At 62.6% G+C, this 23,167-nt stretch carries 22 protein-coding genes and 4 pseudogenes; 5 read left to right on the top strand and 21 right to left on the bottom strand.

The genetic code is table 11. The annotated features are described in order from the left end of the window. Positions 1-86: 86 nt before the first annotated feature. The 4 genes and pseudogenes from OK015_RS16620 to OK015_RS16635 all read right to left on the bottom strand — a co-directional run. Positions 87-296 (bottom strand): annotated as a pseudogene (locus tag OK015_RS16620) (putative PEP-binding protein); the annotation flags it as partial. Between the two features lie 41 nt (positions 297-337). Then, positions 338-1,900 (bottom strand): bifunctional aminoglycoside phosphotransferase/ATP-binding protein, encoded by a 1,563-nt coding sequence (locus OK015_RS16625; protein ID WP_268124558.1) that lies wholly within the window; start codon positions 1,898-1,900, stop codon positions 338-340. Between the two features lie 41 nt (positions 1,901-1,941). Further along, positions 1,942-2,829 (bottom strand): universal stress protein, encoded by an 888-nt coding sequence (locus OK015_RS16630; RefSeq protein WP_268124560.1) that lies wholly within the window; start codon positions 2,827-2,829, stop codon positions 1,942-1,944. 157 nt (positions 2,830-2,986) lie between these two features. Beyond that, positions 2,987-3,862: a universal stress protein gene (locus OK015_RS16635; protein WP_268124562.1), complete on the bottom strand. Its 876-nt coding sequence runs from the start codon at positions 3,860-3,862 to the stop codon at positions 2,987-2,989. Between the two features lie 173 nt (positions 3,863-4,035). Between OK015_RS16635 and OK015_RS16640 the strand changes: the two are divergent. The 3 genes and pseudogenes from OK015_RS16640 to OK015_RS16645 all read left to right on the top strand — a co-directional run. Beyond that, positions 4,036-4,560 (top strand): annotated as a pseudogene (locus OK015_RS16640) (trehalose-phosphatase); the annotation flags it as partial. Continuing rightward, a complete protein-coding gene (locus OK015_RS29270; protein WP_442791123.1) occupies positions 4,529-4,777 on the top strand; it encodes a glycosyl hydrolase family 65 protein in 249 nt (82 codons plus the stop codon). The pseudogene OK015_RS16640 and the gene OK015_RS29270, both read left to right, overlap by 32 nt. 161 nt (positions 4,778-4,938) lie before the next feature. After that, positions 4,939-5,718: a universal stress protein gene (locus OK015_RS16645; RefSeq protein WP_268124567.1), complete on the top strand. Its 780-nt coding sequence runs from the start codon at positions 4,939-4,941 to the stop codon at positions 5,716-5,718. Between the two features lie 11 nt (positions 5,719-5,729). On the opposite strand, the gene fdxA is transcribed toward OK015_RS16645, so the two are convergent. From fdxA to OK015_RS16685, 8 genes and pseudogenes are all read right to left on the bottom strand, one after another. Then, positions 5,730-6,086 carry a ferredoxin gene (gene fdxA / locus OK015_RS16650; RefSeq protein ID WP_268124569.1) on the bottom strand — a complete coding sequence of 119 codons (357 nt, stop codon included), beginning with the start codon at positions 6,084-6,086 and terminating at the stop codon, positions 5,730-5,732. A gap of 109 nt (positions 6,087-6,195) precedes the next feature. After that, on the bottom strand, positions 6,196-7,074 hold the full coding sequence (locus OK015_RS16655) for a universal stress protein (protein ID WP_268124571.1): 879 nt from the start codon (positions 7,072-7,074) through the stop codon (positions 6,196-6,198). Positions 7,075-7,441: 367 nt separating this feature from the next. Further along, positions 7,442-9,091 carry a GAF domain-containing sensor histidine kinase gene (locus OK015_RS16660; protein WP_268132809.1) on the bottom strand — a complete coding sequence of 550 codons (1,650 nt, stop codon included), beginning with the start codon at positions 9,089-9,091 and terminating at the stop codon, positions 7,442-7,444. A gap of 276 nt (positions 9,092-9,367) precedes the next feature. Continuing rightward, a complete protein-coding gene (gene dosR, locus OK015_RS16665) occupies positions 9,368-10,033 on the bottom strand; it encodes a hypoxia response regulator transcription factor DosR/DevR (RefSeq protein ID WP_268124574.1) in 666 nt (221 codons plus the stop codon). Between the two features lie 84 nt (positions 10,034-10,117). Next, positions 10,118-10,612 (bottom strand): universal stress protein, encoded by a 495-nt coding sequence (locus OK015_RS16670; RefSeq protein ID WP_268133180.1) that lies wholly within the window; start codon positions 10,610-10,612, stop codon positions 10,118-10,120. Further along, positions 10,613-10,975 (bottom strand): annotated as a pseudogene (locus OK015_RS16675) (universal stress protein); the annotation flags it as partial. Between the two features lie 155 nt (positions 10,976-11,130). Continuing rightward, positions 11,131-11,235 (bottom strand): annotated as a pseudogene (locus tag OK015_RS16680) (1-phosphofructokinase family hexose kinase); the annotation flags it as partial. Positions 11,236-11,391: 156 nt separating this feature from the next. Beyond that, complete coding sequence (locus OK015_RS16685) at positions 11,392-12,378, bottom strand: Acg family FMN-binding oxidoreductase (RefSeq protein WP_268124576.1); 987 nt, start codon at positions 12,376-12,378, stop codon at positions 11,392-11,394. A 272-nt stretch (positions 12,379-12,650) separates the two neighbouring features. On the opposite strand from OK015_RS16685, the gene OK015_RS16690 reads away from it, so the two are divergent. After that, positions 12,651-13,628, top strand: coding sequence for an Acg family FMN-binding oxidoreductase (locus OK015_RS16690; RefSeq protein WP_268124578.1), 978 nt, complete (start codon positions 12,651-12,653; stop codon positions 13,626-13,628). A 189-nt stretch (positions 13,629-13,817) separates the two neighbouring features. Then, complete coding sequence (locus OK015_RS16695) at positions 13,818-14,261, top strand: pyridoxamine 5'-phosphate oxidase family protein (protein WP_268124580.1); 444 nt, start codon at positions 13,818-13,820, stop codon at positions 14,259-14,261. Positions 14,262-14,508: 247 nt separating this feature from the next. Here the strand turns inward: OK015_RS16695 and OK015_RS16700 are convergent, their stop codons facing one another. From OK015_RS16700 to OK015_RS16740, 9 genes are all read right to left on the bottom strand, one after another. Next, positions 14,509-14,961, bottom strand: coding sequence for a pyridoxamine 5'-phosphate oxidase family protein (locus OK015_RS16700; RefSeq protein WP_268124582.1), 453 nt, complete (start codon positions 14,959-14,961; stop codon positions 14,509-14,511). A gap of 179 nt (positions 14,962-15,140) precedes the next feature. Beyond that, the gene (locus tag OK015_RS16705; protein ID WP_268124584.1) at positions 15,141-15,677 is read right to left on the bottom strand and encodes a hydrogenase maturation protease; all 537 of its coding nucleotides are present in this window, start codon (positions 15,675-15,677) and stop codon (positions 15,141-15,143) included. Next, positions 15,674-16,966 carry a Ni/Fe hydrogenase subunit alpha gene (locus OK015_RS16710; protein WP_268124586.1) on the bottom strand — a complete coding sequence of 431 codons (1,293 nt, stop codon included), beginning with the start codon at positions 16,964-16,966 and terminating at the stop codon, positions 15,674-15,676. Before OK015_RS16710 ends, OK015_RS16705 begins: the two co-directional genes overlap by 4 nt. Beyond that, entirely contained in the window at positions 16,963-17,721 is a 759-nt protein-coding gene (locus OK015_RS16715; protein WP_268124588.1) for an oxidoreductase, read from the bottom strand. The genes OK015_RS16710 and OK015_RS16715 overlap by 4 nt, the downstream gene beginning before the upstream one ends. Continuing rightward, positions 17,722-18,579 (bottom strand): FAD/NAD(P)-binding protein, encoded by an 858-nt coding sequence (locus tag OK015_RS16720; RefSeq protein WP_268124590.1) that lies wholly within the window; start codon positions 18,577-18,579, stop codon positions 17,722-17,724. Continuing rightward, positions 18,572-19,696, bottom strand: a complete 1,125-nt coding sequence (locus tag OK015_RS16725; protein WP_268124592.1) for a 4Fe-4S dicluster domain-containing protein — start codon at positions 19,694-19,696, stop codon at positions 18,572-18,574. The genes OK015_RS16720 and OK015_RS16725 overlap by 8 nt, the downstream gene beginning before the upstream one ends. Positions 19,697-19,710: 14 nt before the next feature. After that, positions 19,711-20,289, bottom strand: a complete 579-nt coding sequence (locus tag OK015_RS16730) for an Rv1733c family protein (protein WP_268124594.1) — start codon at positions 20,287-20,289, stop codon at positions 19,711-19,713. Between the two features lie 232 nt (positions 20,290-20,521). Continuing rightward, entirely contained in the window at positions 20,522-21,520 is a 999-nt protein-coding gene (locus OK015_RS16735) for an Acg family FMN-binding oxidoreductase (protein WP_268124596.1), read from the bottom strand. Between the two features lie 244 nt (positions 21,521-21,764). After that, positions 21,765-22,913: a cation:proton antiporter gene (locus OK015_RS16740; protein WP_268124598.1), complete on the bottom strand. Its 1,149-nt coding sequence runs from the start codon at positions 22,911-22,913 to the stop codon at positions 21,765-21,767. Between the last annotated feature and the right edge of the window lie 254 nt (positions 22,914-23,167).

The raw sequence follows: 23,167 nt of genomic DNA on the forward strand, positions 1-23,167 counted from the left end.
TCGGTGCGTCTCGGGATCGGACAGCCGGTTCAGTACCAGTAGTCGAGTATGCGCCAGCCCCGAAGGGTGAAGACGCCATCTGCCATCTACCCTGCGGCTAGTCGCATGCCCTCAGTCATTCGCGACCACGCGCAGATTTCCAGTAGCAGCCGGCACTCGGCGGCGGCGACCGTACGGCGGGTAGCTGCGACGGCGTCGGGGTTGACCGAGACCGAGGTGATTCCCATGCGGACCAGATGCTCGGCGAACGCGGGATCGGTCGACGGCGCCTGACCGCACAACGACGAGGTGATTCCGTTCACGACATACTCGCTGACGACGGCTTTCGTTGACATGTCTACTCCTTCTCATTACTCGATCGGGCGGTGATCATCCGCAGACCCGGCCCATAGATCGCTTGACACCAGATGTCTCGCGCTGCCTCGACAGAATCCTCAAGCGGTCCGGAGGTGTCCACTTGGTACGCGGTGTCCCAGCCGTTGTTACGAGACGCTAACGCTGTTGCAATCTCCGGAGTCGCGTCGGAGTTTCCCGGCCGCCGAGTCGTTATTCTCTCGGCTGCCATGTCCGCCGTTGTCACACACATGAGTTCCACCATCGACGAGAGTGTTTCGGTAGCGAGCTGATGGGCGTGAGCACGAATATGCGGATCCAACCAGGTGGCGTCGAGAATGACTGAATGCCCGTTGCCTAACAACTCCCGAGCCCGGTCCAGGGCTACGTCGTAGACCGTTCTGACGTTATTGGCGCTATACAGCCCCGCATCAAGAGCACCTGAGTCTCCGGCTATGACGCTCGTTTCCCGCAGCTCCCGGCGGATGTCATCGGTTGAAATTACCTGTGCCCCAGCTTTTTCAGCCAGTGCATGGGCAATGGTCGACTTACCGGAGCCTGGATTCCCACCGACCAGCGCCAGCCGAACGCAGCCGTGTTCTAGGTGTTGGATCGCAATGGCTAGGTGCCGGGATGCGTCTACGGCGGCATCCAATTTCCCCTGTGACAATCGCACACAGTCGACCTTCGCCCTTACCACCGCGCGATAGGCGATGTAAAAGTCCAGCAGCGACGGTGGCGCCGTATCGGCCGAGTGCACGCCGTAACGCTCGAGGAAGTAGTCTCCAAGGTCTTTGCGGCCCAAGAACTCTAAGTCCATGGCTAGGAATGCGGCATCGTCGATGCGGTCGACGTAACGGAGTTCGTCGTCGAATTCCAGGCAATCGAGCAGTGCCGGCTCGCCGTCGGGGCAAAAAATATCGTCGGCGAGCAGATCGGCGTGGCCGTCAACAATGCACCCTTCTTCGATCCGTCGCCTGAACAATGGTCCGCGGCCAGAGCTGAATTCGGCTGCAAGGCGCTGAATCCGCGATAGAGTCTCGTAAGAAACCATCGAGTTTGACTTGTCCGCATAGTTATTCAGTTCCAGCAGGTTCCCGCGCCAGCGTCCGGCCACCGCGGCCGCCTTCGCCTGGGCGTCGATCACCCGACTTCGCTCGGCCTTCTCGTGAAACCTGGCGAGCACAGCGGCGATGGTGTCGAGTACGTCGCGAACGTATTCGTCGGGGCCGCGGGCCACCACGGACGCCAACCGGTCGTCGTCGTCATAACGCCGCATGACGACGATCGGTTCGGCCGGCCCTCCGCCCGGATCGCTGAGATGCGCGACGCCAAAATAGCTATCGGGCGACAGGCGGCTGTTCAACTCAACTTCGCGGACGCATGCGCGATCACGCTGCTGAACTGTCCGGAAATCGAGAAAGTCGGTCAATACCGGCTTCTTTGCCTTGAACGCTCGGTCGCCGACCAGTACCACCACACCCGTGTGTGTTTCGTGCACATCCACATAAGGCATCTCAGCCGTGCCCGACCCGGTGAACCCGTTGGCCCTGATCGCAGCCGTCATAATCGTGTTTTGCTCTCTCCAAGGAGATTTCGCGCAGCAACCTAGGCTGGCCGCGCAACGATCACGGGCACATGAACGGCTTGAACTACCGCATTGCTGACCGAACCCAGCATCGCGCCCGCCAAGTGACCTCGGCCGTGACTGCCCAAAACGACCAGCTGGGCAGATTTCGACTGCTCGACCAATTGCCGGGCGGGCCGGTCGCGGACGACAAGCCGCTGCACCGTGACGTCGGGGTAGCGTTCTTGCCAGCCCGCCAGGCATTCGGCCAGATTTCGCTCCGCTTCCGCCTCGACCGCGGTCCAGTCGTGCCCAGGGAGCTCGAAATACTCGACGTCGCTCCACGCGTGCAGGGCTTTGAGCACGACCCCGCGCCGTGACGCTTCGTCGAACGCAATCGCCGTTGCCCGCTCCGAGGCCGGTGACCCGTCGATTCCCACCAGCACCGGAGCGTGATCGGAATGTGGAAGGACCGAAGCTTCAGCGTGAATGACCGCAACCGGGCACTGCGCGCCGTGCACCAAACCTGAACTGACCGAACCGAGCAAGACGCGGTCCACGGCGCCGCGCCCGTTGGAACCGACGACGACCATATCGGCCGCTTCCGATATTTCGATTAGCGTCGACACCGGAGGTGAAGGCCTCACTTCGCTTGCTATTAACAGCTTTTGGTCAGCTTTTACGGCGTCCTGGGCCATCTTGGCCGCCTGCTCGAGGGCTTGACGACCGTTGTCTTGCTGCCATAGCCCAACTCCGTTCGGCATCGGGATCTGCGGAAAGGTGGGCACGAACGTGTTCAACGTGTGGACTAGGGTCAGCGAGACATTTCGCATGGCGGCGTCACATGCCGCCCAAGCGACGGCGGCATTGGACGCGGGCGATCCGTCGACTCCGACGACGATCCTGTAACGCTTCTCGGATGCAGTCATTTCGTTCTCCTTCAGTCGATGAAAACGCTATTGCCAGAACAGCCGTCGATCATGAGGCTTTAGTCCCCAACCAGATGGCCCTGAGACCTCCGAGCCACCCGGGCAGCGAGGACCATGGGCATTCCCGCGTCGCTAGACAAGCAATCTCAGCGGGGTGCTAGGACGGTCGTGCGACGATCACCGGCATGCGTACCGCGTGAACGACGGCGTTGCTTACCGACCCCAGCAACATGCCGCTCACACCGCCCCGGCCATGGCTGCCCACCACAACGAGCTGGGCCGACTCCGATTGTTCGATCAACTGTCGAGCCGGCTCGTCACGCACGATGAGCCGGTGCACCGTGACATCCGGGTAGCGTTCCCGCCAGCCCGCCAGCCGTTCGTCCAGGATCCGCTCTGCTTCCGACCGCACCGACGGCCACTCCGGCTTCGGGAGTTCCCACAATCCGATGTCGCTCCACGCGTGCAACGCCGTCAGTTCGACTCCACGCCGTGCGGCTTCGTCGAAGGCAATCGCCGTTGCAAGCTCGGAGGCTGACGACCCGTCGATTCCCACTAACACAGGAGCGTGAAGAGGGTTCGGCATCAACGGGTCTTCGTCGCGGACGACCGCGACCGGACACCGCGCCCCGCGCACCACACCAGAGCTGACCGAACCCAGCAATGCCCGGGCGATCGCGCCGCGCCCACTGTTGCCGACGACGACCATCTCCGCGTCTTCGGACAGCTCGACCAAAAACGGTACCGACGGTGCAAGCCTCAGCTCAGTCGCGACAGCGACTCCGCGGTATATCTTCGTGGCATCTTCGGCGATCTTGATCGCTTCTTCGAGGACGCGACGGCCATAATCTTCCTGCCATAGCGCAGTATCTGCGGTAAGCACCATCGGAGGCCACACCGGCGCATCCGGATTGACCATGTGGACCAAGGTCAGTGAAATACCACGCATCGCAGCGTCGCGCGCGGCCCAGCAGACAGCGAAGTTCGACGCGGCCGATCCGTCGACCCCGACGACGATGCCGTAACGCTTCATGGGTGCCGTTCTCCCTCACTCACCGAAAACGCTACTGTCCGAACGGTCGTCGATCAGGAGGCTTTAGTCCCCAACCACATGGATATGAGGCCCTTGATCGGCACTGAGACTGTGACATCGTCACAAGGGTGACCGAATGACCCGTCACTGTAGACAGGCGTTACCACGATGCGGTGATCGTCGACTTGGGCAGCCCGATTCCGGAGCAGACCGACGCTTGTATCGTCGATTCGGCTGTCCCGTTGCCGCGAAGGCTGCGAGACGTCGGCGTAGATATCGTCGATGTCGGCGATGAGGGCGGTGTCTCGGCCCTGGCCCGAACTGCAACCCAGCTGGGAGTTAGCCCCGGTCGCTGCGTGATCATCGCGGACGATCAAGCCGGTGTACGAGCCGGCAGGGACGGAGGTTTCAGCCTCGTCATTGGTCTCGACCGTGACGGAGGTGCTGAACGCCTGCTGTCCAGCGGCGCCGACACTGTGATCGCCGACCTCGCTGAAATCTCGGTGCGCACCGGTGACCCCGCCACGTCGACCATCGCCGATGCCTTGCAGGTTTACAGCCAGCTCCAAGAGCTCATAACGTCGAGACGACCGGCGGTGCTCCTCGACTTCGACGGGACCCTGTCCGACATCGTCGAGGATCCCGACTCGGCAACGCTGGTCGACGGTGCCGCCGACGCATTGCGCGCACTGGCCGCAAATACGTGACGGCCGATTGATACTCGGCCCGCAATGGCCGGAAACGCTCGGCACCATCGAGTTTCCCCTGATTTATCGCGGTCAACGTGTTCATCTGAGTGTCAGCGGACGGGCCGCCGCAGTGACAGCGGAGGCCGGCAACACGGCACCGATCGACGTGGAATGCCGTGGTTGCGTGCAGCCTCTCCTGCCGGGACACACGATCGAGGTGCAGTGACGCAGCCGGCTGGGACCATTGTCGCGAAACGGGGGTCGAACGACCCTGCTGATGGACTCCCCCGCCGAATAGCGTTTCCAATCGAGCGCGGGATACCCCGTAGCCACGGCTCTCAATCGGGGGATGCAATGAACCATCCGCAATCGCCACAACGGGTCGTTGTGGGTATCGACGGCTCCGACGCAGCGATCAACGCTGCCAAATGGGCAGTTGCCGAAGCGATTAGCCGCGATGTACCGCTGCGTCTGATCCATGCAATCCCCGAACGACAGGCAGATGGAGCCGCAGGTGATGAAAGTCTGGATATCGAGTACGGCGAAACAGCGCTTCGCGCCGCCTGTGCTGCGCTGCATGCCATCGGTGAGCAGGCCAAAATTGAAACCGGCCTCGTGCATGGATCGCCCGCAGACGCTCTGATCGGCGAATCACGCCACGCCGCAATGATTTGCATAGGGTCCATAGGGATCGGGCAGATCGCCCGCAGGGTTATCGGCTCGACCGCCGAAGCCGTCGCGCAGAAGGCCCACTGCCCGGTGGCGATCATCCGCCACAACCGTGACACCGACGAGTCCGGTTCCGGGTCGATCGCTGTCGTCGTCGACGAGTCACCCGATAACGACGCCGTCCTCGAGCACGGATTCAGGGAAGCCCGGCTCCGCGAAGCCCCGATCTTGGCGATGGGTGTTTGGCGTTGGGGCCTGGGCGAAATTCCGTATCAACAGTTGGAACATCGCCTTGGCCCCTGGGTATCTGAGTATCGCGAGGTGCATGTCCGTCCGGCTGCAGCACGAGGCGGAGCCGCCGAATTCCTGACAAACACGCAGGAATCGGTTCAGCTCGCGATAGTCGACAGCTCGGATTCCGACAAAATAGCCCGCATGGTCGGTCCAATCACTTCCCATTTCGGGCACGCCGGACGCTCGGTTCTCGTCGTGCGCTAGGCAAGTAGTCGTTATGGGTGCTTACCGAGCGTCGATGCAGGCAAGGCAGCGACCAACGGTGTGTCGGCATCCACCGGACCTAATTCCGCGGCGCCGCCCGGCGAGCCCAGTGGGCAATTCCGGCCTGGGAGTACCTGGCTGAAAAAGGCAACGTTGTCGTCCAAGTGCTGAGCCTGGTCATCGGGCAGATCGCCCTCCCAGTAAATCGCATCGAGGCGGCAAATCGACTTGCATGCGCCGCAGTCCACGCACTCATCGGGGTTGATATACATCGTTCGCGCACCCTCGTAGATGCAGTCGACAGGACACTCCTGAACACAGGACTTGTCCTTGACGTCTACACAAGCCGCGCCGATCACGTAGGTCATAAATCATGAGGCTAGCCAAGACAAGGCGGCGACAACGTCGGCCTAACGCCCTCAAAGGGAAGGACCAAAGTCCCTTTCCGCGGACGGCGCCGATCCTGGCGCGCTAGCTTCAACGGACGACAATCACCGGGATTCCTGCCGATTGAGCCACAGCGGAGCTGACCGAACCCAGAAACATGCCGGTAAAGCCCCCGCGGCCGCGGCTACCGACAACCACCAGCTGAGCGTGTTCAGACTCTTGAAGCAACCATCGGGACGGCTTGTCACAGAAGACCACTCGCTTCACGCGCACATCCGGATACTGTTCGTGCCAACCGGCCAGACGCTCGGCGAGGAACTCCTGCCCCCTAGCCTCGCTGTCCCGCCAGTCCATCCCGAGCATTGGGAATACGCCTACATCACTCCATGCGTGCAATGCCAACAGCTCAACCCCCCGATGAGACGCTTCATCAAAAGCCAAGGCGGTCGCCGCTTCCGACGCAGGCGATCCATCGATCCCCACTAGCACAGGCGCACCGGAGTCAGGAAGCGCGCCGTCATCGGAGTGAATAACCGCGACCGGGCAGTGGGCGTGGTGAATCAGTGCCGAAGTGACCGAACCCACCAGCAGCCGGCCCAACGCACCCAGGCCCTGACTTCCCGCCACGAGCATCCAAGCATCCTTTGAAGCCTCAATCAGTGCCGGCACAGTGTTGGAATACACCATCTCGGTGCGTATTTCAGGTAGCTCGGAGTTACCCAGGCTGGCGCTCAACGTCTTGCGGGCCTGATCGACGACGTGCTGTCCGCTTCCCCTCTGCCACTCGGGCATGTCCTTATACAGTTGACCCACCGGCCACCCGACAACGATGGGAGAAACAGCGTGCATCAGTGTGATGGGCACGTGACGCATGCCGGCCTCGCGGCCTGCCCAAGCTACCGCAGCGTCAGATGCCGCCGATCCGTCGACGCAAACCAATATTCCGTGTCGTTTTGCGCTCTCTGACATCTCACACTCCTAGCTAGGTATCGGATCGGTGAACCGCCGACGTGTCGGCGAGGCCAACGGGCAGCTCGATTTCCACCTAGAATTTGGGACACCAATCAGCCGCACAACATCGAATGCGCCCAAGGCGTACTGCCCTGATGCGGGCGCGGTCATCTTGCCCTGCTGTGCGAGCTGCTGCGGCCGCATCTATCAACATGCAGATGACGTTATTGCCGGCCGGCCAGGCCTGGCAGGGCCGTTAGACTCCCGACCCGGCGCCATTGGTCCCGTAGACCGGCCGCGGGTGTGTCTCAAGCGTCGCTCCATAAGCGGAGCAACAGGTTTGGCGATCCGCGAGCCTGCGCCGTAGTGCCGTGAAACTCCATTGTCAGCGATCGACCAGCGGAGCGGTCCAGTGAACCCGGGTGCCACCCTCCGGCGGATTGGTGACCTCACACCGGCCGCCGACCTGTTCAGCGCGGTAGACCATATTGGCTAAGCCGCTTCGTCGCGGGTTGTCGATGGGCATGCCGCAGCCGTTATCGATAATGTCGACAGTCAACATGTCGGCAACGCTGACCTCGACGGTCAGTCGCGACGCACCGGAATGGCGAACGGCGTTACTGATGGCTTCCGCGGCAACCGCTTCGGCGTGCTCGGCAAGTTCGCCGCTAATTGCGCTCATCGGTCCCCGCATGCGCACGGTGGTGACAATGTCGCGATTGTCGGTCAGGTCGGCGACAGCCCGTTGAATCCGATTCCGGAAGCCGCCGCCATTTTCTGACGGAGATCTCAGCTGGAAAATGGTGGTGCGGATCTCCTCGATGATGGTTTGAAGATCATCCAGCGTGCGGTTCAGCCGGTCGGCAACTTCCGGCGAGCGGACCCGGGCAACCGTGCCCTGCAGATCCATGCCTGCGGCGAATAGCCTTTGAATGACGTGGTCGTGCAAATCGTGCGCGATGCGCTCGCGCTCGGCCACAAGCGTCAGCTGCCGCGCATGCTCGCGGCCCGACGCGAGCATGAGTGCTATCGCAGCGTGGGTGGCGAAATCGCTCACCAGATCGAGATAGCCGTCGTCGAATGGCGGCCGGTCCGCGCCGCGGGCGACGACGATCACTCCAGCGACTTCATCGTGGGCCCGCAACGGCATCAAGATCGCGCTACGTTGCCCGACATCGGTGAACGCCTGAATCGGGTAACTCAATGTCTCCGTGATCAGCGGCACGCCAGAACGGAAAACTCCGCCGCTGCTAGAGCTATCCACCGGGATCCGTTGGCCGATAACCTCGGAGGCATTCAGCCCCACAGCCGCCGACACAACCAGCGTGTCGATCTCGTCAAAGGGTAGGTCAGCATCCAGCGGAACGAGCACAATGGCCTGTTCGGCTTCGGTTAGCACGCACGCGCGTTCGGCGATCAAACGCAGGGGGGCCCGGTTCGGTTCCACCACAGACAGTAGCGCGGTCGTGATTTCCCGGCTCGCGTCCATCCACTTCACCGAGGTGCGCTCGCGTTCGAATAGTTGCGCATTGTCGATAGCGACCGCCGCCGCTAGCGCCAACGCGCGAGCGGCAACTTCGTCGGATTCAGAGAACAGCCGACCCGGCTCATCATGGGTCAGATACAGGTTGCCGAATACCCTCCCCCGAATGGAGATCGGCACACCAAGAAATGCCCGCATCGGCGGATGGTGCTCCGGGAACCCGACCGAAGCCGGGTGCTTGGTCAAATCCTCTAAACGCAACGCCGGCGTATCGAGCAGCGACAGACTCAGCACTCCTTTGCCAACCGGCAAGGGGCCGATTTGCTGCGCAGCGTCCGCATCGATTCCTTCGTGGACAAATGCGACCAATCCCCCGTCGGGATCACGTACCGCCAGTGCGCCGTAGGGGGCGGAGGTCAATTTCCTGGCCGCGAGAGCGATCCGACGCAGCGTCGCATCCAGATCGAGATCTGAACCGATCTCGAGGATCACGTGCAGCAATTGCTCCATTTGGTCGCGCGCCGCGAGCAACTCATCGAGTTGCTCGTGCATCCTGCTTACCAACCCACGCTGGCCCAACCCGGCAAATGCCGAGCCGCTGTCGTCGCTGGCCACTAGACCCGATACCTCCACGACGCCTCGGCCCCCTGGCAGCCCATGTGTTACCGAAAGCACTGAGTACGGAAGCAACACGGAGGGGCGTGTCGCCAGCGTAGTCCCTGTTCGGCTGGACCCCCAACCACCACGGGCCGGCGTTCTATAAGGAACTCGGCTGCCGAGGTCATCAGCAAAGCGTCACTGAGAGGCGATCAATCTAGCCTCAGCTGGTCATCCCTCGTCGTCTCCCACCGCCGGCGGGTTGGAGCGCCGGTCCAACTTCGTTGCAAACACCGCTGCTTGTGTGCGCCGTTCCATCCCCAGTTTGGCCAGCAAACGCGACACATAGTTCTTCACCGTTTTCTCGGCCAGGAACATCCGGGCGGCGATCTGGCGGTTGGTCAATCCCTCGCTGAGGAGCCCCAGCAGCGTTCGCTCACGCTCGGTCAGTCCGGACAAGGGGTCGTTATGCTCGGCGGTGCCGCGAAGTTTTGTCATCAAGGCTGCGGCCGCCCGATTATCCAGCAACGATTTGCCGGCACCGACGTCCTTGATCGCCTGCGCCAGCTCCATACCCCTGATGTCTTTGACGACGTAGCCGCTGGCGCCGGCCAAAATCGCCTCGAGCATCGCTTCATCGGACGTGAATGACGTCAACATCAGACACCGCAGCTCTGGGAGTTCGGACAGCAGATCACGGCACAACTCGATTCCATTGCCGTCGGGAAGACGCACGTCGAGCACCGCGACGTCGGGATTCGATGCCGGTATTCTCACCTTCGCTTCGGACACCGACCCCGCATCGCCAACAACCTCGAGCTCAGGGTCTGATGTGAGCAGATCGGCAAGGCCGCGACGCACGACTTCATGGTCATCGACCAAGAAAACCCTGACCATTGCGAGTCCTTCCTGCTGACCGTTCGAGGCAAGAATTGTGGAACCCCGCTTCAATATCCCATACCCTGCATAGTCGGCCAATTTTCACAAATGTTGGTGATTGGCGATGAGCAGCGAGCATTCGGCATCCTGCAGTATGGAACTGCCGACCGGTCCGAAAAGTTCGTTGAGATGCTCATGGTTCCGAGCGCTGACGACAACCAGCTTCGGCATTCGGCGATTGTGCGCCAGATAATCCAGAAGGCCGCCATGCATGACCGCCTCTTCTACTGCGAGGCTCGGATAGCGTCGCCGCCACCGAGCCAGCCGGCGATCAAGGTCAGCGTGCGTTCGCCGATCGCTGTCGCGCGATGTTTCGTCATCACCCAATGTCGTCTGCGCGCAGACCACTGCGTGCACAGACGAGTTGCGTAGCTGCGCTTCGTCCATTGCGGCGCCCAGCAATACACCGTTCTCGGCAGAACAGTCCACTTCGACGACGACTTCCTGCCGCGGTTGTCCGGGCCGGTCGTGATGGCCGCGAATAATCGCCACGGGGCACCGCGCCGAAATCGCCAGAGCTGCAGCGGTGGAACCCATCCGGCCCACTTGAAAATGGCGTAGCCCGATCGCCCCCACACACACCATCGACGCCGATGCCGACGCGCGGATCAACGATCCGATTGGTGCTCCTTGGGCGATCTCGGTCTCGATCTTCACCGGATGGCCCGTGGCGTCGATCGACGTGACTGCGTGCCGGACCGCAGTCTCCGCGACCGCCCGCCTGCCGGCCATAGCATTCACTTCTGCGCTCTGGGAGTCACAATCGTCAACCGCGTACAGGAGACGCAAGGGGACATCGCGGCTCACCGCTTCGTCGACCGCCCAGAGCGCCGCATGTATTGACGCCTTCGAGCCGTCTATACCGACTACGACTGGCCGAGGGGTAGGTAGCTCGTTCATCGCAACGCTTTCGGATTCGCGGATCGGTTGGCCGCCCCTATTTGACTGGCCTGATTTCAGGCTATTGAGGCGCGACGGTTTATGGAGGGGCCATTCGGCCCCACATTGGCCGTCGTTGGTCCCAGATCGGGTTCGGCACCGATGAAGGGTCAACCGGTCGGCCGTACAGTGTCAACGCTTGTCGTAATGTCCAGTGCCGGGTTCATGGTCAACGTGACAATGTGCGCTCGGCTCGGATCCGGCCCTGCCGGCACCTCCATATTGGTTGACTCCGATCGCAATTGGTACCTGGCGCCGCTCCGGCGCCCCGCAACTCCATACCGAGCTTCGGTGTACCTATGCCGGTGGCGACCAACCGGAATCACCGAAAATGGCTGGACCGCATGCTGTGTCGCCGGACGGCACCGTGACAAGCGCTAGCGACGGATGTCCAATACGTCGCTCAACGGTCGCCGCGGCGTCGGCTTGGGGGGCAACTCACCGTCGGGTTCGATCCCAACTCGAATCAAAACCTGAGGTACCACTGCCGAACCGCTGGTGAGATCTCCGATTATGAGCCGGCTGGCTTCCAACTCCGTGACATGCGTTACCGGACAAGTTGCCAGTCCGACCATCGTGCACTCCAGCAGGATCGCCGAAAGCACCTCGCCGCAATTGAGCGCATCGGCGCGCGCGTCCCGGGGAGTGGACAGCACCAGGATTTTGGCTTCGTCGTAGGTGCCAGCAGAACTCCGCTCATCGAATGGATCGATGGGGAATCGACGGTTCACGTCGACTCTGCGGTTATCGGACTCCGACACCAGCGCACTACTGGGTATTCCTTCGAGCCGTCTCGATGGTGAAGTCCACCAAAGCAATTCATTGTGATAAACATCGTCATAACGGCGCAAGGCTTCGGTAAGCCGAGCCGCTTCCGCCAACCGCGGCCGCGCGCCGTCGGCCAGTACGTCAAGGATCACCGAATCATTATCGAACGAGCTGCGCAACACCGGTTCGAACGACGCCCAGCGCTTCGGCGCACGGAACGGCAGTCGACTGGTCCGGCGACGCAGTATCGCGTCGGCGCGGGGGCGCCGGGCCGGCGCGACGTACTCGACCGAGGTGAAGTCGATTGAGGCGAGGTGGTCAAGATTGCTCGGGTTGGGAAACCTTTCGACCTTGGTGTCCCAACCCACAGCGGCCATCGCGATTCGAAAGTGATCGAGCGCGGCACCGCAGCTGATGATCGCCTCGCGACCTGACGGATCGGTCGAGGTCACCGTTCGGTCTGGGTCAACGAAGAGCTCGACGTTCGAACTGCTGGCAACCCACCGCCAAGGCTGGCTGTTGTGCAACGAGGGCGCGCGACAGGCCAGCTCGATTGCCGTCGTCACCTCCTTGACGTCCGCCATCATTTCGGTCATCGTCCCCAACCTTCCTCCGGCGTGGCACGATCCTCTGGCCTACGAGAATCTGCCGCCAGAGTCCTTCGTCCCCAGCGTTGGGTCGTTGGGCCTCGGCGGCAGTCCGGGGCTCTGTTCGTTGACGAAATGGCGGGCGAGTTGTCGACGACGGTTGGGGCTGGCCGTTCTTGGCGACGCTTGACCTCGGCGACCGGGACGTATGACTCTAGTCACCAATGTGGTTGCCTTCTAGCGTCAATCGGGAACCGTAAACTCGGCGAAGGGGATGACTGATGCGCGCGACGCCGGACGCCGAAGTCCTCAAGAATGCCGTGTTACTGGCGTGCCGGGCCCCGTCGGTGCACAACAGCCAGCCGTGGCGGTGGGTGGCCGAGGACGGGATTTTGCGACTGTTCGTCGATCGTCACCGGACAGTTCCGGGTACGGACCATTCGGGTAGAGAAGTGATCATCAGTTGCGGCGCAGCGCTCGATCATCTTCGTGTCGCCATGCTGGCCGCGGGCTGGCACTCGACGATCGAACGGTTTCCCACTCCGGGCGACCCCGACCTACTGGCGTCGGTTGCCTTCGACCCCGTCAACCACCTCAGCGATACCGAACGAGGCCGCGCAGAAGCGATTCTGCAACGCAGAACCGATCGGCTTCCGCTGGGTCGACCAACATATTGGGATTTCTTCGAGCCTGTCCTTCGCGGCACGATTGATGACAACCGGGCGAAACTTGACGTGCTCTCCGATGACGTGCGACCACTGCTGGTCGAAGCCGCTGAGCTCGCCGAAGAAGTTCGCCGCGACGATTTGTCGTATCACCTCGAATTAGATTGGTGGACTTCGCCGTTCGAAGTGAGCGAGGGTGTGCCCCCGAGCGCATTGGCGTCCGACAAGGAAGACCGCCGCGTTGACGTCGGACGCCGGTTTCCAGTCAGAAGCCACATGAATCGGCGTCCCGAGGTCGCGGTGGACTGGTCGAAGATCCTGGTGTTGTCTACCCCGGAAGACACCAAGGCGGACGCCTTGAGATGTGGCGAAGTGCTGTCTGCAGTGTTGCTGGAATGCACCATGGCCGGCATGGCGACCTGCACACTGACCCATCTGATTGAGGTCGATGAATGCCGCGATATCGTGCGTGGCCTAATCGAGCAGAGCGGCTGGCCGCAGGTATTGATCCGCGCCGGGATTGCACCGCCAATGGAAGATCTTCCGGCGCCTACGCCGCGGACTCCGTTGGCAGACGTTTTTCAGATTCGCTAGCTGCCACAGCGCGCAGCGGCCAGCCCGGACCAGTTCCCGGGCTTCTTACTTCCCCAAAGCAGGTCACCAACATCGCCTGAAGGGCAAGTCGCACGGAAGGCCGCTCGACGGCTGAACGACTTTTGGTCCACGCAAGTCAGGACTTTCGCCACCCGCAATTGCTCGAGGTTCTCCGATAGCGTCATCGCTATGACAGACCAAATCCGGAGCGATGACTGGGGCACCATCCTGCCGGTGCACGAATGTTGGGATCTGCTGGCAGCTGTGACACTGGGGCGGCTGGTCACCAGCGTGGACGGCCAGCCCGAGATCTTCCCGGTGAACTACGTCGTTCAGCGCCGATCGATCCTGTTTCGCACCGCGGAGGGCACCAAGTTGGTCAGCACCGCGATAAACAATCATGTGGTGTTCGAGGTCGATGACCACACTGTCGCGGAGGGCTGGAGTGTGATCGTGAAGGGCACCGCACGCTCCCTTCATACCAACGAGGAGATCGAGGATGCCGAGCGTGCGCAGGTATTGCCCTGGACAAATTCTGAGAAGTCGCACTATGTGCGGGTAATTCCCGAGACGGTCACGGGCCGCCGGTTCCAATTCGGCTCATCACGAATGGAGAAGTCCATTCACGCCTGACCGAAAACTCCCACCGCTTCGCGACATCTCCCCCTTGCGTTTCGGCTGAGTGCTCTGACTGACAAGGCTCGCTACGTAGTGCCGCCTGAGCCGAGGGCAGATGCCGCGGGCGAGGCATGAACTCCAGCGACAACAACACGATTAGCGCCCCGGGAATAGATCTCGACGTCCATCCAGTCGACCCCGTGTCGGGGTCAGGCCGTGGGCACCCCGGTGCGGTGCGCCCGCCGTCACGGTGCGCTGGGCTTTACGCCTCCGTCACGACGATGCGAAAGCCGGTGATGATGGCGGGTTCGATGGCTACGACCGTGTCAGCGTGGTTGATCCATGGATGGAGTAGTTGCTCGTAGCGCGAAACTTGGTCGGGATCGGTGATGGTGTGTGCATGCCCGGTGACGACGACGCTCCAGCCCGTCCGAGTCTGGGGGTCAATGCTGTCGGTTTCATAGGCGACGACGATGCCTTCGCGGGATCGCACGGCGGCAGAGATCGACGCTGTCAGACGGGTGCGAATGATTATCCGGCCTTCGTCCAGCAGATGATTGACTGGGCGGATCGCCGGAAGCGCGTCGAGCGTGAAGACGACCCGCCCGTAGCTGATGCTGGCCAGCAACCGTAGCGCCTCACTACTGTCCAACCGTTGAGCGCCTGCGGCGGGCTGCCTTAAGCCCAGTCCACCGTCATAGTCTCGGTCGCTCATAAGCTCAAGCATCTGCCGAATAGTCGTCCGCACCTAGGGCCATATGGCCCCACGTCTGGATGACGACAGCAGGCCGCGGACCCAGGTCTAGTCGATTAGCGCGGCGATGTCGCGGTCACGTCCACACGTGGTTGGTGACGCCGGCAGCCATGGCCGGGGCGGTCTTTGCCGCCGTTACCTCATTGCGATCGCCGATGAAGTAAGCGCCGGGCTGAGCGCCGCGATCCCCTCACCGCCCGCGAATTGCGCTTGATTTCGGCCACTGCCCTGCCGACCACTTCGGACACGGCACCTTCGACCTGTGGGGTCAAGCCAATGCCATGACCGGTGTCTGCCACTTCGATGGTGAACACCACAAGCGCGTTGGGTACTCGTCCAAGCGCCTGACCGAGAGCATAACTGCGGCCGATATCGACACTGTGCGAGCTCAATCGATCCGATCCGGTACCCATGTCACTCAGGGTGCAGCGACTGACGCGGCCGGGGATTGGGGAAGTCACGACCGCGGCATCGATCACCACGGCCAGTCGCGCACCCGACCACGCGTCTACCAGACTCATTGGATCCGCTAGGCCTGTCACCACGCCAACATGCGGCAACGCGAGTTCATCTAGCACCGTGGCGGCGACGACGCCCACGCCGTCGTCCTTGCGGTAGCGATTGCCGAGCCCAACCACGACCACGCCGCTGCGGAGCTCGCGCGCATCCGCGGTCACCTACGCTGCACCGTCAGCGTCAAAAAGTGTGTCGAGCATGAGATGCATGGGTCGTAACTACGAATCAATTTCTCGCACAGTGTGGTCAGCGCGGCGTCATCGAGAGACAGATTGTCGGAGACGATCCGCGCTAGGTCGGCTTCGATGGCGGCCTGGTTCTGCGAAGTCGGCGGGATGATGGTCGCCGCGGATACCAGCCCGTTCTGGTCGAGCTGGTATCGGTGATATAGCAGGCCGCGGGGCGCCTCACTGACACCGTGTCCGACGCCGGCACGGGCCGGAACGTCGACGAATGGGCGCGAGGGCCGCTGGTAGTCGGCGATGATTCGCAGCGCCTCTTCGACGGCGTAGACCACTTCGACAGCACGGACAATGATGCTGCGGAAGGGATTTCGGCATTGCGCCGATAGCCCGGCACGAGCGGCGGCCTGCGCCGCCACCGGTGACAGCGCCGACGAGTTCAGCGAATACCGCGCCAGCGGTCCGGTCAGATGGCGGCCACCGTCGAGTGTCGCGTGTAGGGCAGTGGAATGGGGCACCTGCGACTCGACGACGTGGTTGGCGAAATCGGCCACCGCAAACGATGGGCCGGCACTGCGCGCGATGGTGCCATTCTCGATCGGGTACCGGTCGGATGCCGTCAGTGCCAAAAACTCGTGGTCGAATTCGACATCGGGGAAGTCGAACCCGGATACCCACTCGACCGTAGCCAGCGCGCTGTCCAGCGCCCGACGCAACTGCTCGGCAATCGGCTTGAACTCCAACCGTGTTGGCACGGAATAGAATCCGCCCAGCCTCACATTGACGGGATGTATGGCCCGCCCGCCAACGAACTCTATCAACTGGTTTCCCGCCTTCTTTAGCGAGAGCCCGCGCTCGACGACCTGAGCATGGTCGCGGCTCATGCCGACTATGTCCGTGTAGCCGAGGAAGTCCGGCGCGTGCAGCAGGTAGATGTGCAGAACGTGGCTGTTAATCCATTCGCCGCAGTACAACAGCCGCCGCAGTGCGGTGAGATCCTCGTCCACGTCGATGCCACAGACATCTTCGATCGCGTTGCAAGCACTGACCTGGTAGGCGACCGGACAGATTCCGCAGACCCGCGCTGTCAGGTCCGGCGGCTCGGTGTACTTGCGCCCGCGCAGGAAAGCTTCGAAAAACCTTGGCGGCTCATAGATATTGAGCTCAACGCTTTCCAGTGCGCCGTCCTTCAGCGTGACGTGCAGCGCGCCTTCACCTTCCACCCGTGTCAGCGTGCCGACGCTCAGCGTTCGGGTGGACGGAGTCACTGCTTGCTCCGCTCGGCGGTAAAGCTGGTGACGTTGACCGTCGAGAACACTCGGTCAACGTCACCGACGGACATCCCGTCGCGGCGCAGCAGCGGGATCAACGTCGCGGTTTGCGGCGCCGCGGACGGTCCGAAACAGCCGTAGCAGCCACGACGATGCCTGGGACACAATGCTCCGCAGCCGGCGTGGGTGACCGGGCCCAGACACGGGGTGCCGTCGGCGACGATGACGCACGTCACCCCGCGGAGTTTGCACTCGGTACACACAGTCTTGGCCGGCAACCGCGGTTTGCGCCCGACCAGCAGCGCCGCGAGAGTGTCGAGCAGCTGTCCGCGGTCGATCGGGCAGCCCTGCAGTTGGTAGTCAACCTGGACGTGGGCCGACGCCGGCGTGGAGGTAGCGAGCGTATCGATGTACTCCGGATCGGCATAGACCACCGAGGTGAACTCGGCGATGTCGGCGAAATTGCGCAGCGCCTGCACTCCCCCGGCCGTCGCGCAGGCGCCGATGGCGACAAGCAATTTCGACTGGTTCCGGATTTCGCGGATGCGTTCCTCGTCGCGCCGGGTGGTGATCGAGCCCTCGACCAATGACACGTCGTATGGCCCGCCGACCATTGCGCTGGATGCCTCGGCAAAGGTGGCGATCTGCACCTGGTTGGCGAGGATGAGTAACTCGTCCTCGCAGTCCAACAGCGTCAGCTGGCATCCGTCGCACGAGGCGAATTTCCACACGGCCAGCGTGGGTGGACTCATCTAGAGCTCCTTGATCTGAAGCAGTGGTCCCGCTACGTCATAACCGACGACGGGCCCGTCGCGGCAGAGCAGCAGCGGACCCAGCTGGCAATGACCGCACCAGCCGATCCCGCACTGCATATTCCGTTCCAGTGACACCCGAATATCATGGGCGGCTACGCCTTTCGCCACCAGAACCTCAGCCCCGAAGCGCAGCATCGGCTCCGGGCCGCACAGGAACGCGGTGGTGCGGTCGGGGTCCAGCGTCAGGCGGCGCAGCGGCTCGGTGACCAATCCAACTTCACCGTGCCACCCTTGAACCGGGATGTCGACGGTGACGTGTAGTTCGATCCGCGGGTCTTCGGCCCACTTCTCGAGTTGGGCCGCGAATACGAAGTCAGCCCGTGATCGGGCACCCACGACGAGCATCACCTTGCCGTATTGTGACCGCTGGGCCAACGCGCCAAGGATCGCCGGACGGAGCGGGCACAGCCCCACCCCACCGGCAACCAGGACCAAATCCCGGCCGGCGGCCTCAGCCAAACCCCAGGCGGTGCCGAATGGACCCCGCACCCCGACCACCGTGCCCAGTTGGGCATCGTGTAAAGCTCGGCTGACCGCGCCGACCGCGCGGATTGTGTGGGTGATTGAGCCGTCGGTGACGGTGGGATCGCCGCTGATCGAGATCGCCGCCTCGCCAACGCCGAATGCGTAGAGCATCATGAATTCTCCCGGCTCCGGTGACCGCAGTGCCTCGCCGACCGGTTCCAGGCATAACGTCGCCGAATCCGGGCTTTCCACAACGCGACTGCGCACCCGATACGGGACCGGCGCCATCGCCGACGTCGTCGGCGCTTCCCTGGTCGCCCCGTCAACCATCGCCGGCCATCTTGTTCATTTCTGCGGTGATGTCAATACCGGTGGGACACCAAGCGATACATCGCCCGCAGCCGACGCAACCCGACATGTCGAACTGGTCATGCCAAGTGCCTAGCTTGTGGGTCAACCAATGCCGGTAACGCGACCGGCCAGATTGGCGGACGCTGCCGCCGCCGTGGACGAAGGTGAAGTCGAACTCAAAACACGACGCCCAGTGTCGCCAGCGCTCGGCGTGGTCACCGGTGAGATCGCTGACGTCTTCAGTGCTGGTGCAAAAGCACGTCGGGCACACCATCGTGCAGTTGCCGCAGGTCAAACAGCGACCGGCAACCTCGTCCCACTGTGGCGACTCGCGTGAATCAATCAACAGATTTCGCAGGTCCACGTCCGGCATCTGGCGGCCCATCCGGTCGCCAGCGGCCTCGACATCGGCACGCGCGCAATGGATTTCCTCGCTATCGGCCGTCCGGTGCGGCACCGCCGCGAGCACATCGGCGCCTTCCTGACTACCGATGTCGACAAGGTACGACGGCGCATCACCTTCGAGGCGCTCGGTCAAAGCGAGATCGTAGTCCGGTCCAACCGCTGGACCGGTGCCCATCGACGCGCAGAAGCAAAGGCCGCCCGGTTCCGTACAGTTCACGGCGACCACGAAGGCCTTCCGCCGGCGACCGACGAAAAAGCTGTCAGGGTACTCAGAACGACCGAGCACCCGGTCGAGGGTGGCAATGGCGGCCAGGTCGCATCCCCGCACACCGAAGAATGCGTACCGCGGGGCCTCCTCTTCGGATTGCTGATCGGTCGTCCCGTCCCGAGTACCAGCCCACAGTCGCTGCCGTGGTGGGTGCAAGAACTTTTTCCAGGACTGCGGCCCGGCTGAATGCCCGAATGCCGCCTCATCCTCGCGGCTGCGCACCCGATAGTGGCCTGGACCCACATCGACACCCCAGCCGCGCGGCAGGTCGGCCGCCGACTCCAGTTCTGCCAGCACAATCGCGTTGTCCCGCAAGGTCGGACCGACCACGCGATAGCCCCGCTCAATCAGCACCTCGACAAGGCAATGAAGCGCAGCCGCGTCGAACGAAGCGAGGTCGGAGTCTTTGCCGTGTCGAGCCATCGACATATCATTCGTCAACGTTGGTTCGTCCGGCCGCCGTTTTCCTGCATGCATGTGATCTCACGCTCCCACTGAGCGTCACGCGCTCTGTCTAGCCGCGAGCGCACGCTGGTGAGCAGTGACGTCATGCCGATACCTACAAGTAGCAATGCCGCCATGGCGGTGGCGAACGCGTCGCCGACGGCTTGCCATGTCGGGGTTGGCGGGGCCACCGGATGGCCGTCGTTGTCTACCCAGATTTCGATGCGATCACCCACCTTGGCTGCATGGGTGAGTTCAACCGGACCCGTGTGTTCGCCCGTCGTGGCCGCCCACATCGCCTGTACGACATTCATTCCCGAGCCGTCAGGTGCCGTCTCAATAACTGTTGCGACGACCGCATGGCGTTCACGCGCCTCCTCGACGTACACCCGATCGCGCACGCTATAGGTGATGCCGCCCGCCACCCCGGCTAAGGGAATCGCCAGCAGAGACGCAACCAACACCGCCAACTTCACCAACGCTTCAATGCGATCGGCGCGCCGAAGCAACTGATTGCGGCCAAAGATGTGAGCAAGCCCCCAGCAATTGGGGTCTAACGTAAACGTTTCCATCACAACTCCATTGAGCGCCAATGGTTTTATTTGTCAGCTCAATCGTCCGTCCCGTGCGGTTCCAGCATCCAGAGTCCTTGGTCCCCGTCGCCAAGGACCGGAGTCACCGACCGCACGCCAGGACTTGGTGGTCGCGCCCGTCGAAGGCCGGGATCGGGTTCCGCCTGAGCCGAAGCTGTAGCGCAGCGCGGAGTCGGCCCGCAAGCCAGGTGAAAGCCCTTGGAAATCGGTTCTATCCGCCGATGTTTTGTTCGCGGTCCGCCACCCACTCGACGAATTCGGAGAGTTCGCGTCGCGGTGTCGACGGCAACGGGTCCGCGTTGATCGGCGCCCAACCCACCCGCAACAGCATCTGCGGGTAGTTGCTACTCCCGAAGATTTCGGCGTGCACGGCCTCGCGTGTTTCGGCGATCTCCAGCGGTTCGGTGACCGGGCAACTCGCCAAGCCCATCGATGTGGCGGTCAGCAGCACGATGCTAGTGGCCTCGCCGGCACGTAACTGAGCCAAGCTGTCATCGTCACGAGTTCCCAATGCAAGCACCACGGCATTGTCTTCAGCGGGCGACGAGTCCGATGGCATGGCCAGCGCCGGCCCGGCAAAGAGCCGACTCGGAATCTTCGCCTTTGGGTCGGATTTCGGTGTATTGCGGGCCGGGACGCCGGCCACCGACGCATAGCGTCCACTCCACTCGGTGAGCTCGACAAGATAGTCATGGGTCATGTGATCCCAAACTGATTGAGTCACAATCTTGTGCAACTTGTCGGTGTCTTCGACTTCGCACAGCGTTATACCGTTTCGAGCAGCTCGCGCGGCCATCACACCAATATCCCCTACCGGCACCGGCCAGGAACTGTAATGGCGCCGGTCGGTCCGCCGCCGCGGGATCGCCGCGGCCAGCGCTATATCGACGGGATCAGCGGTTGAGCGAGATAATTCGATCGCCGCAAGGTGTGTGGGGTCGGCGGGATTAGGGAGGCGATTCACCTTCGCTCGCCATCCAACCGCTGCGAAAGCAACCGCGCAATGATTGAGTGCCGCGCCACAACTCAAGATCAAATCTCGGCCATCGGGATCGATGTTGGGCAGCTGCCGCTCCGCGTCGGAGTAGAGATGCAGGCTCTGGCCACCCACCAGCCACCGCCACGGTTGAGTGTTGTGGACGGAGGGAGCTCGAGACGCCAGAGCCAGCACCGTCCGGATTGTGCCCGCATCGGGAAAGTGCACGTTCATGGCTATCGTCCCTTCCGTAAAGCTTGTTTTGTCAACGATCGTGAATTTGCGGCGGCCGCGGGAGAGTATGACGTCCCCAGTCCGAAAGGACTTTGTGCCACGACCGGCAGGGGCAAGAAACGCGTACTCGCTGCAAGCTACGCGGCAGCCGTCCAATCACCGATGCCAGCCGCTCGGCAAGGTCCTCGACCAGCGGACTGTGTGCGCCGAGCTCGCCAAGCGGTCGGTAACGCAATACGTCATCTCAAGCCGCGTCACGCGCTGCCAGGGCACCCGCGATCGATGCGCACGCGATCGTCAGCAATGCGCCGAACATTAACGCCGATGCTTCCCCTGCGACGAGGAGGTGCTCCTCGGTACCGATCGTGGCCGCGGCCACCGGCACACCGAGCTGCGCGGCCGACAGCACCGCAAGCGGCAGCGGCTGACCGAGCAGCCTTCCCGCGCTATGCACCAGCACAGCGCCCAGCCCCAGGCTTAGACCTAGCAGAATGAGTTTCGGGTGCGAACCCAACTCGCGTACCTGCAGCGAGGCGCCCAGCCAGACGAAGAACAGCGGGCTGAAGAACCCCTCGGTGATGCCGAATAGCTGACGCGCCAGCCGTCGCGGTTCGCCGACCGCCGCGATCACCGAGCCCACCGCGAAGCCCGCTAGCATGATCGACACGTGGGTGCTGACGGCCAGCGCTGCCAGCGCGAACAGCACGATCAAGCTGGTCCGCAATTCCAGCGCAAACCGATGATTTTCGGAATAGACGTGAAGCCGCCCACGCCAGCCCCTGCGGTCGATCGCACTCAGCAGCACAAAGAGCACCGCCGCGCAGCCCGCGACCGCCAACCCACCGAGCGCTGCCGCTGGTGCACTTCGAATATCGATCACCAACGGCAGCAACACAATACACGCAGCATCAGCAACAGCGATCTGCGCAGTCACGGACAGCACCTGTGGTCCCTGCAACCGCAACGAATCGATCACCGGCAATGCCATCGCCGCGGACGAAGAGGCCATCAGCACCGCGTAAAGCGCCGCGTGGCCGGTGCCGAACTCCGCGGCCAGCCCAAGAGCAAGAATGAGAGCGAAGGTGCCGCCCAAAAGCACCCGCGCCAATGCCAACGGCACCGCCGAGCGCATCTCGCGACCGCGGACCGGTACATGGGTGCCGACCACGAACATCACCAGTGCGAAGCCGATATTCGCGAGCAACTGAAACGTTGGATTGGCGGCATCGACGATGCCGAAGCCGGTCTTGCCGACGACGAGCCCCGCGATCAACTCACCGACAATCACCGGAATCCGCAAGCGCGGCAACGCCGCAAGCAACGGGCCGGCGAAACCTATTGCGGTCAACAGCGCCAGTGTTTCAAAACCGAACCCCTGCACGTCAGCGACCATTCACCCGAGCGAGAAGCACCGTCATCCGGTAATCGTATTTGCCGTGCCCTAACCGGCGACTAAACCTTGCTTGAGCACGTGTCGCATGGGGGCCTGATGCCCCATACGGCTGGGACCAATTTTTCCTGACCCGCAGCCGCGGGAGCGGTTAGCGTTGTTCGCGTCGCTCGCTTGCACCGCAGTCCGGCCGCAAGCTCCTCGCCGATGCGGTCAAAATCGTCGAAAGCAGCAGTGCGGGCTTGGGTCCGCCGGAA

This window comes from Mycobacterium sp. Aquia_216 (assembly GCF_026723865.1).
Taxonomy (GTDB): Bacteria; Actinomycetota; Actinomycetes; order Mycobacteriales; family Mycobacteriaceae; genus Mycobacterium.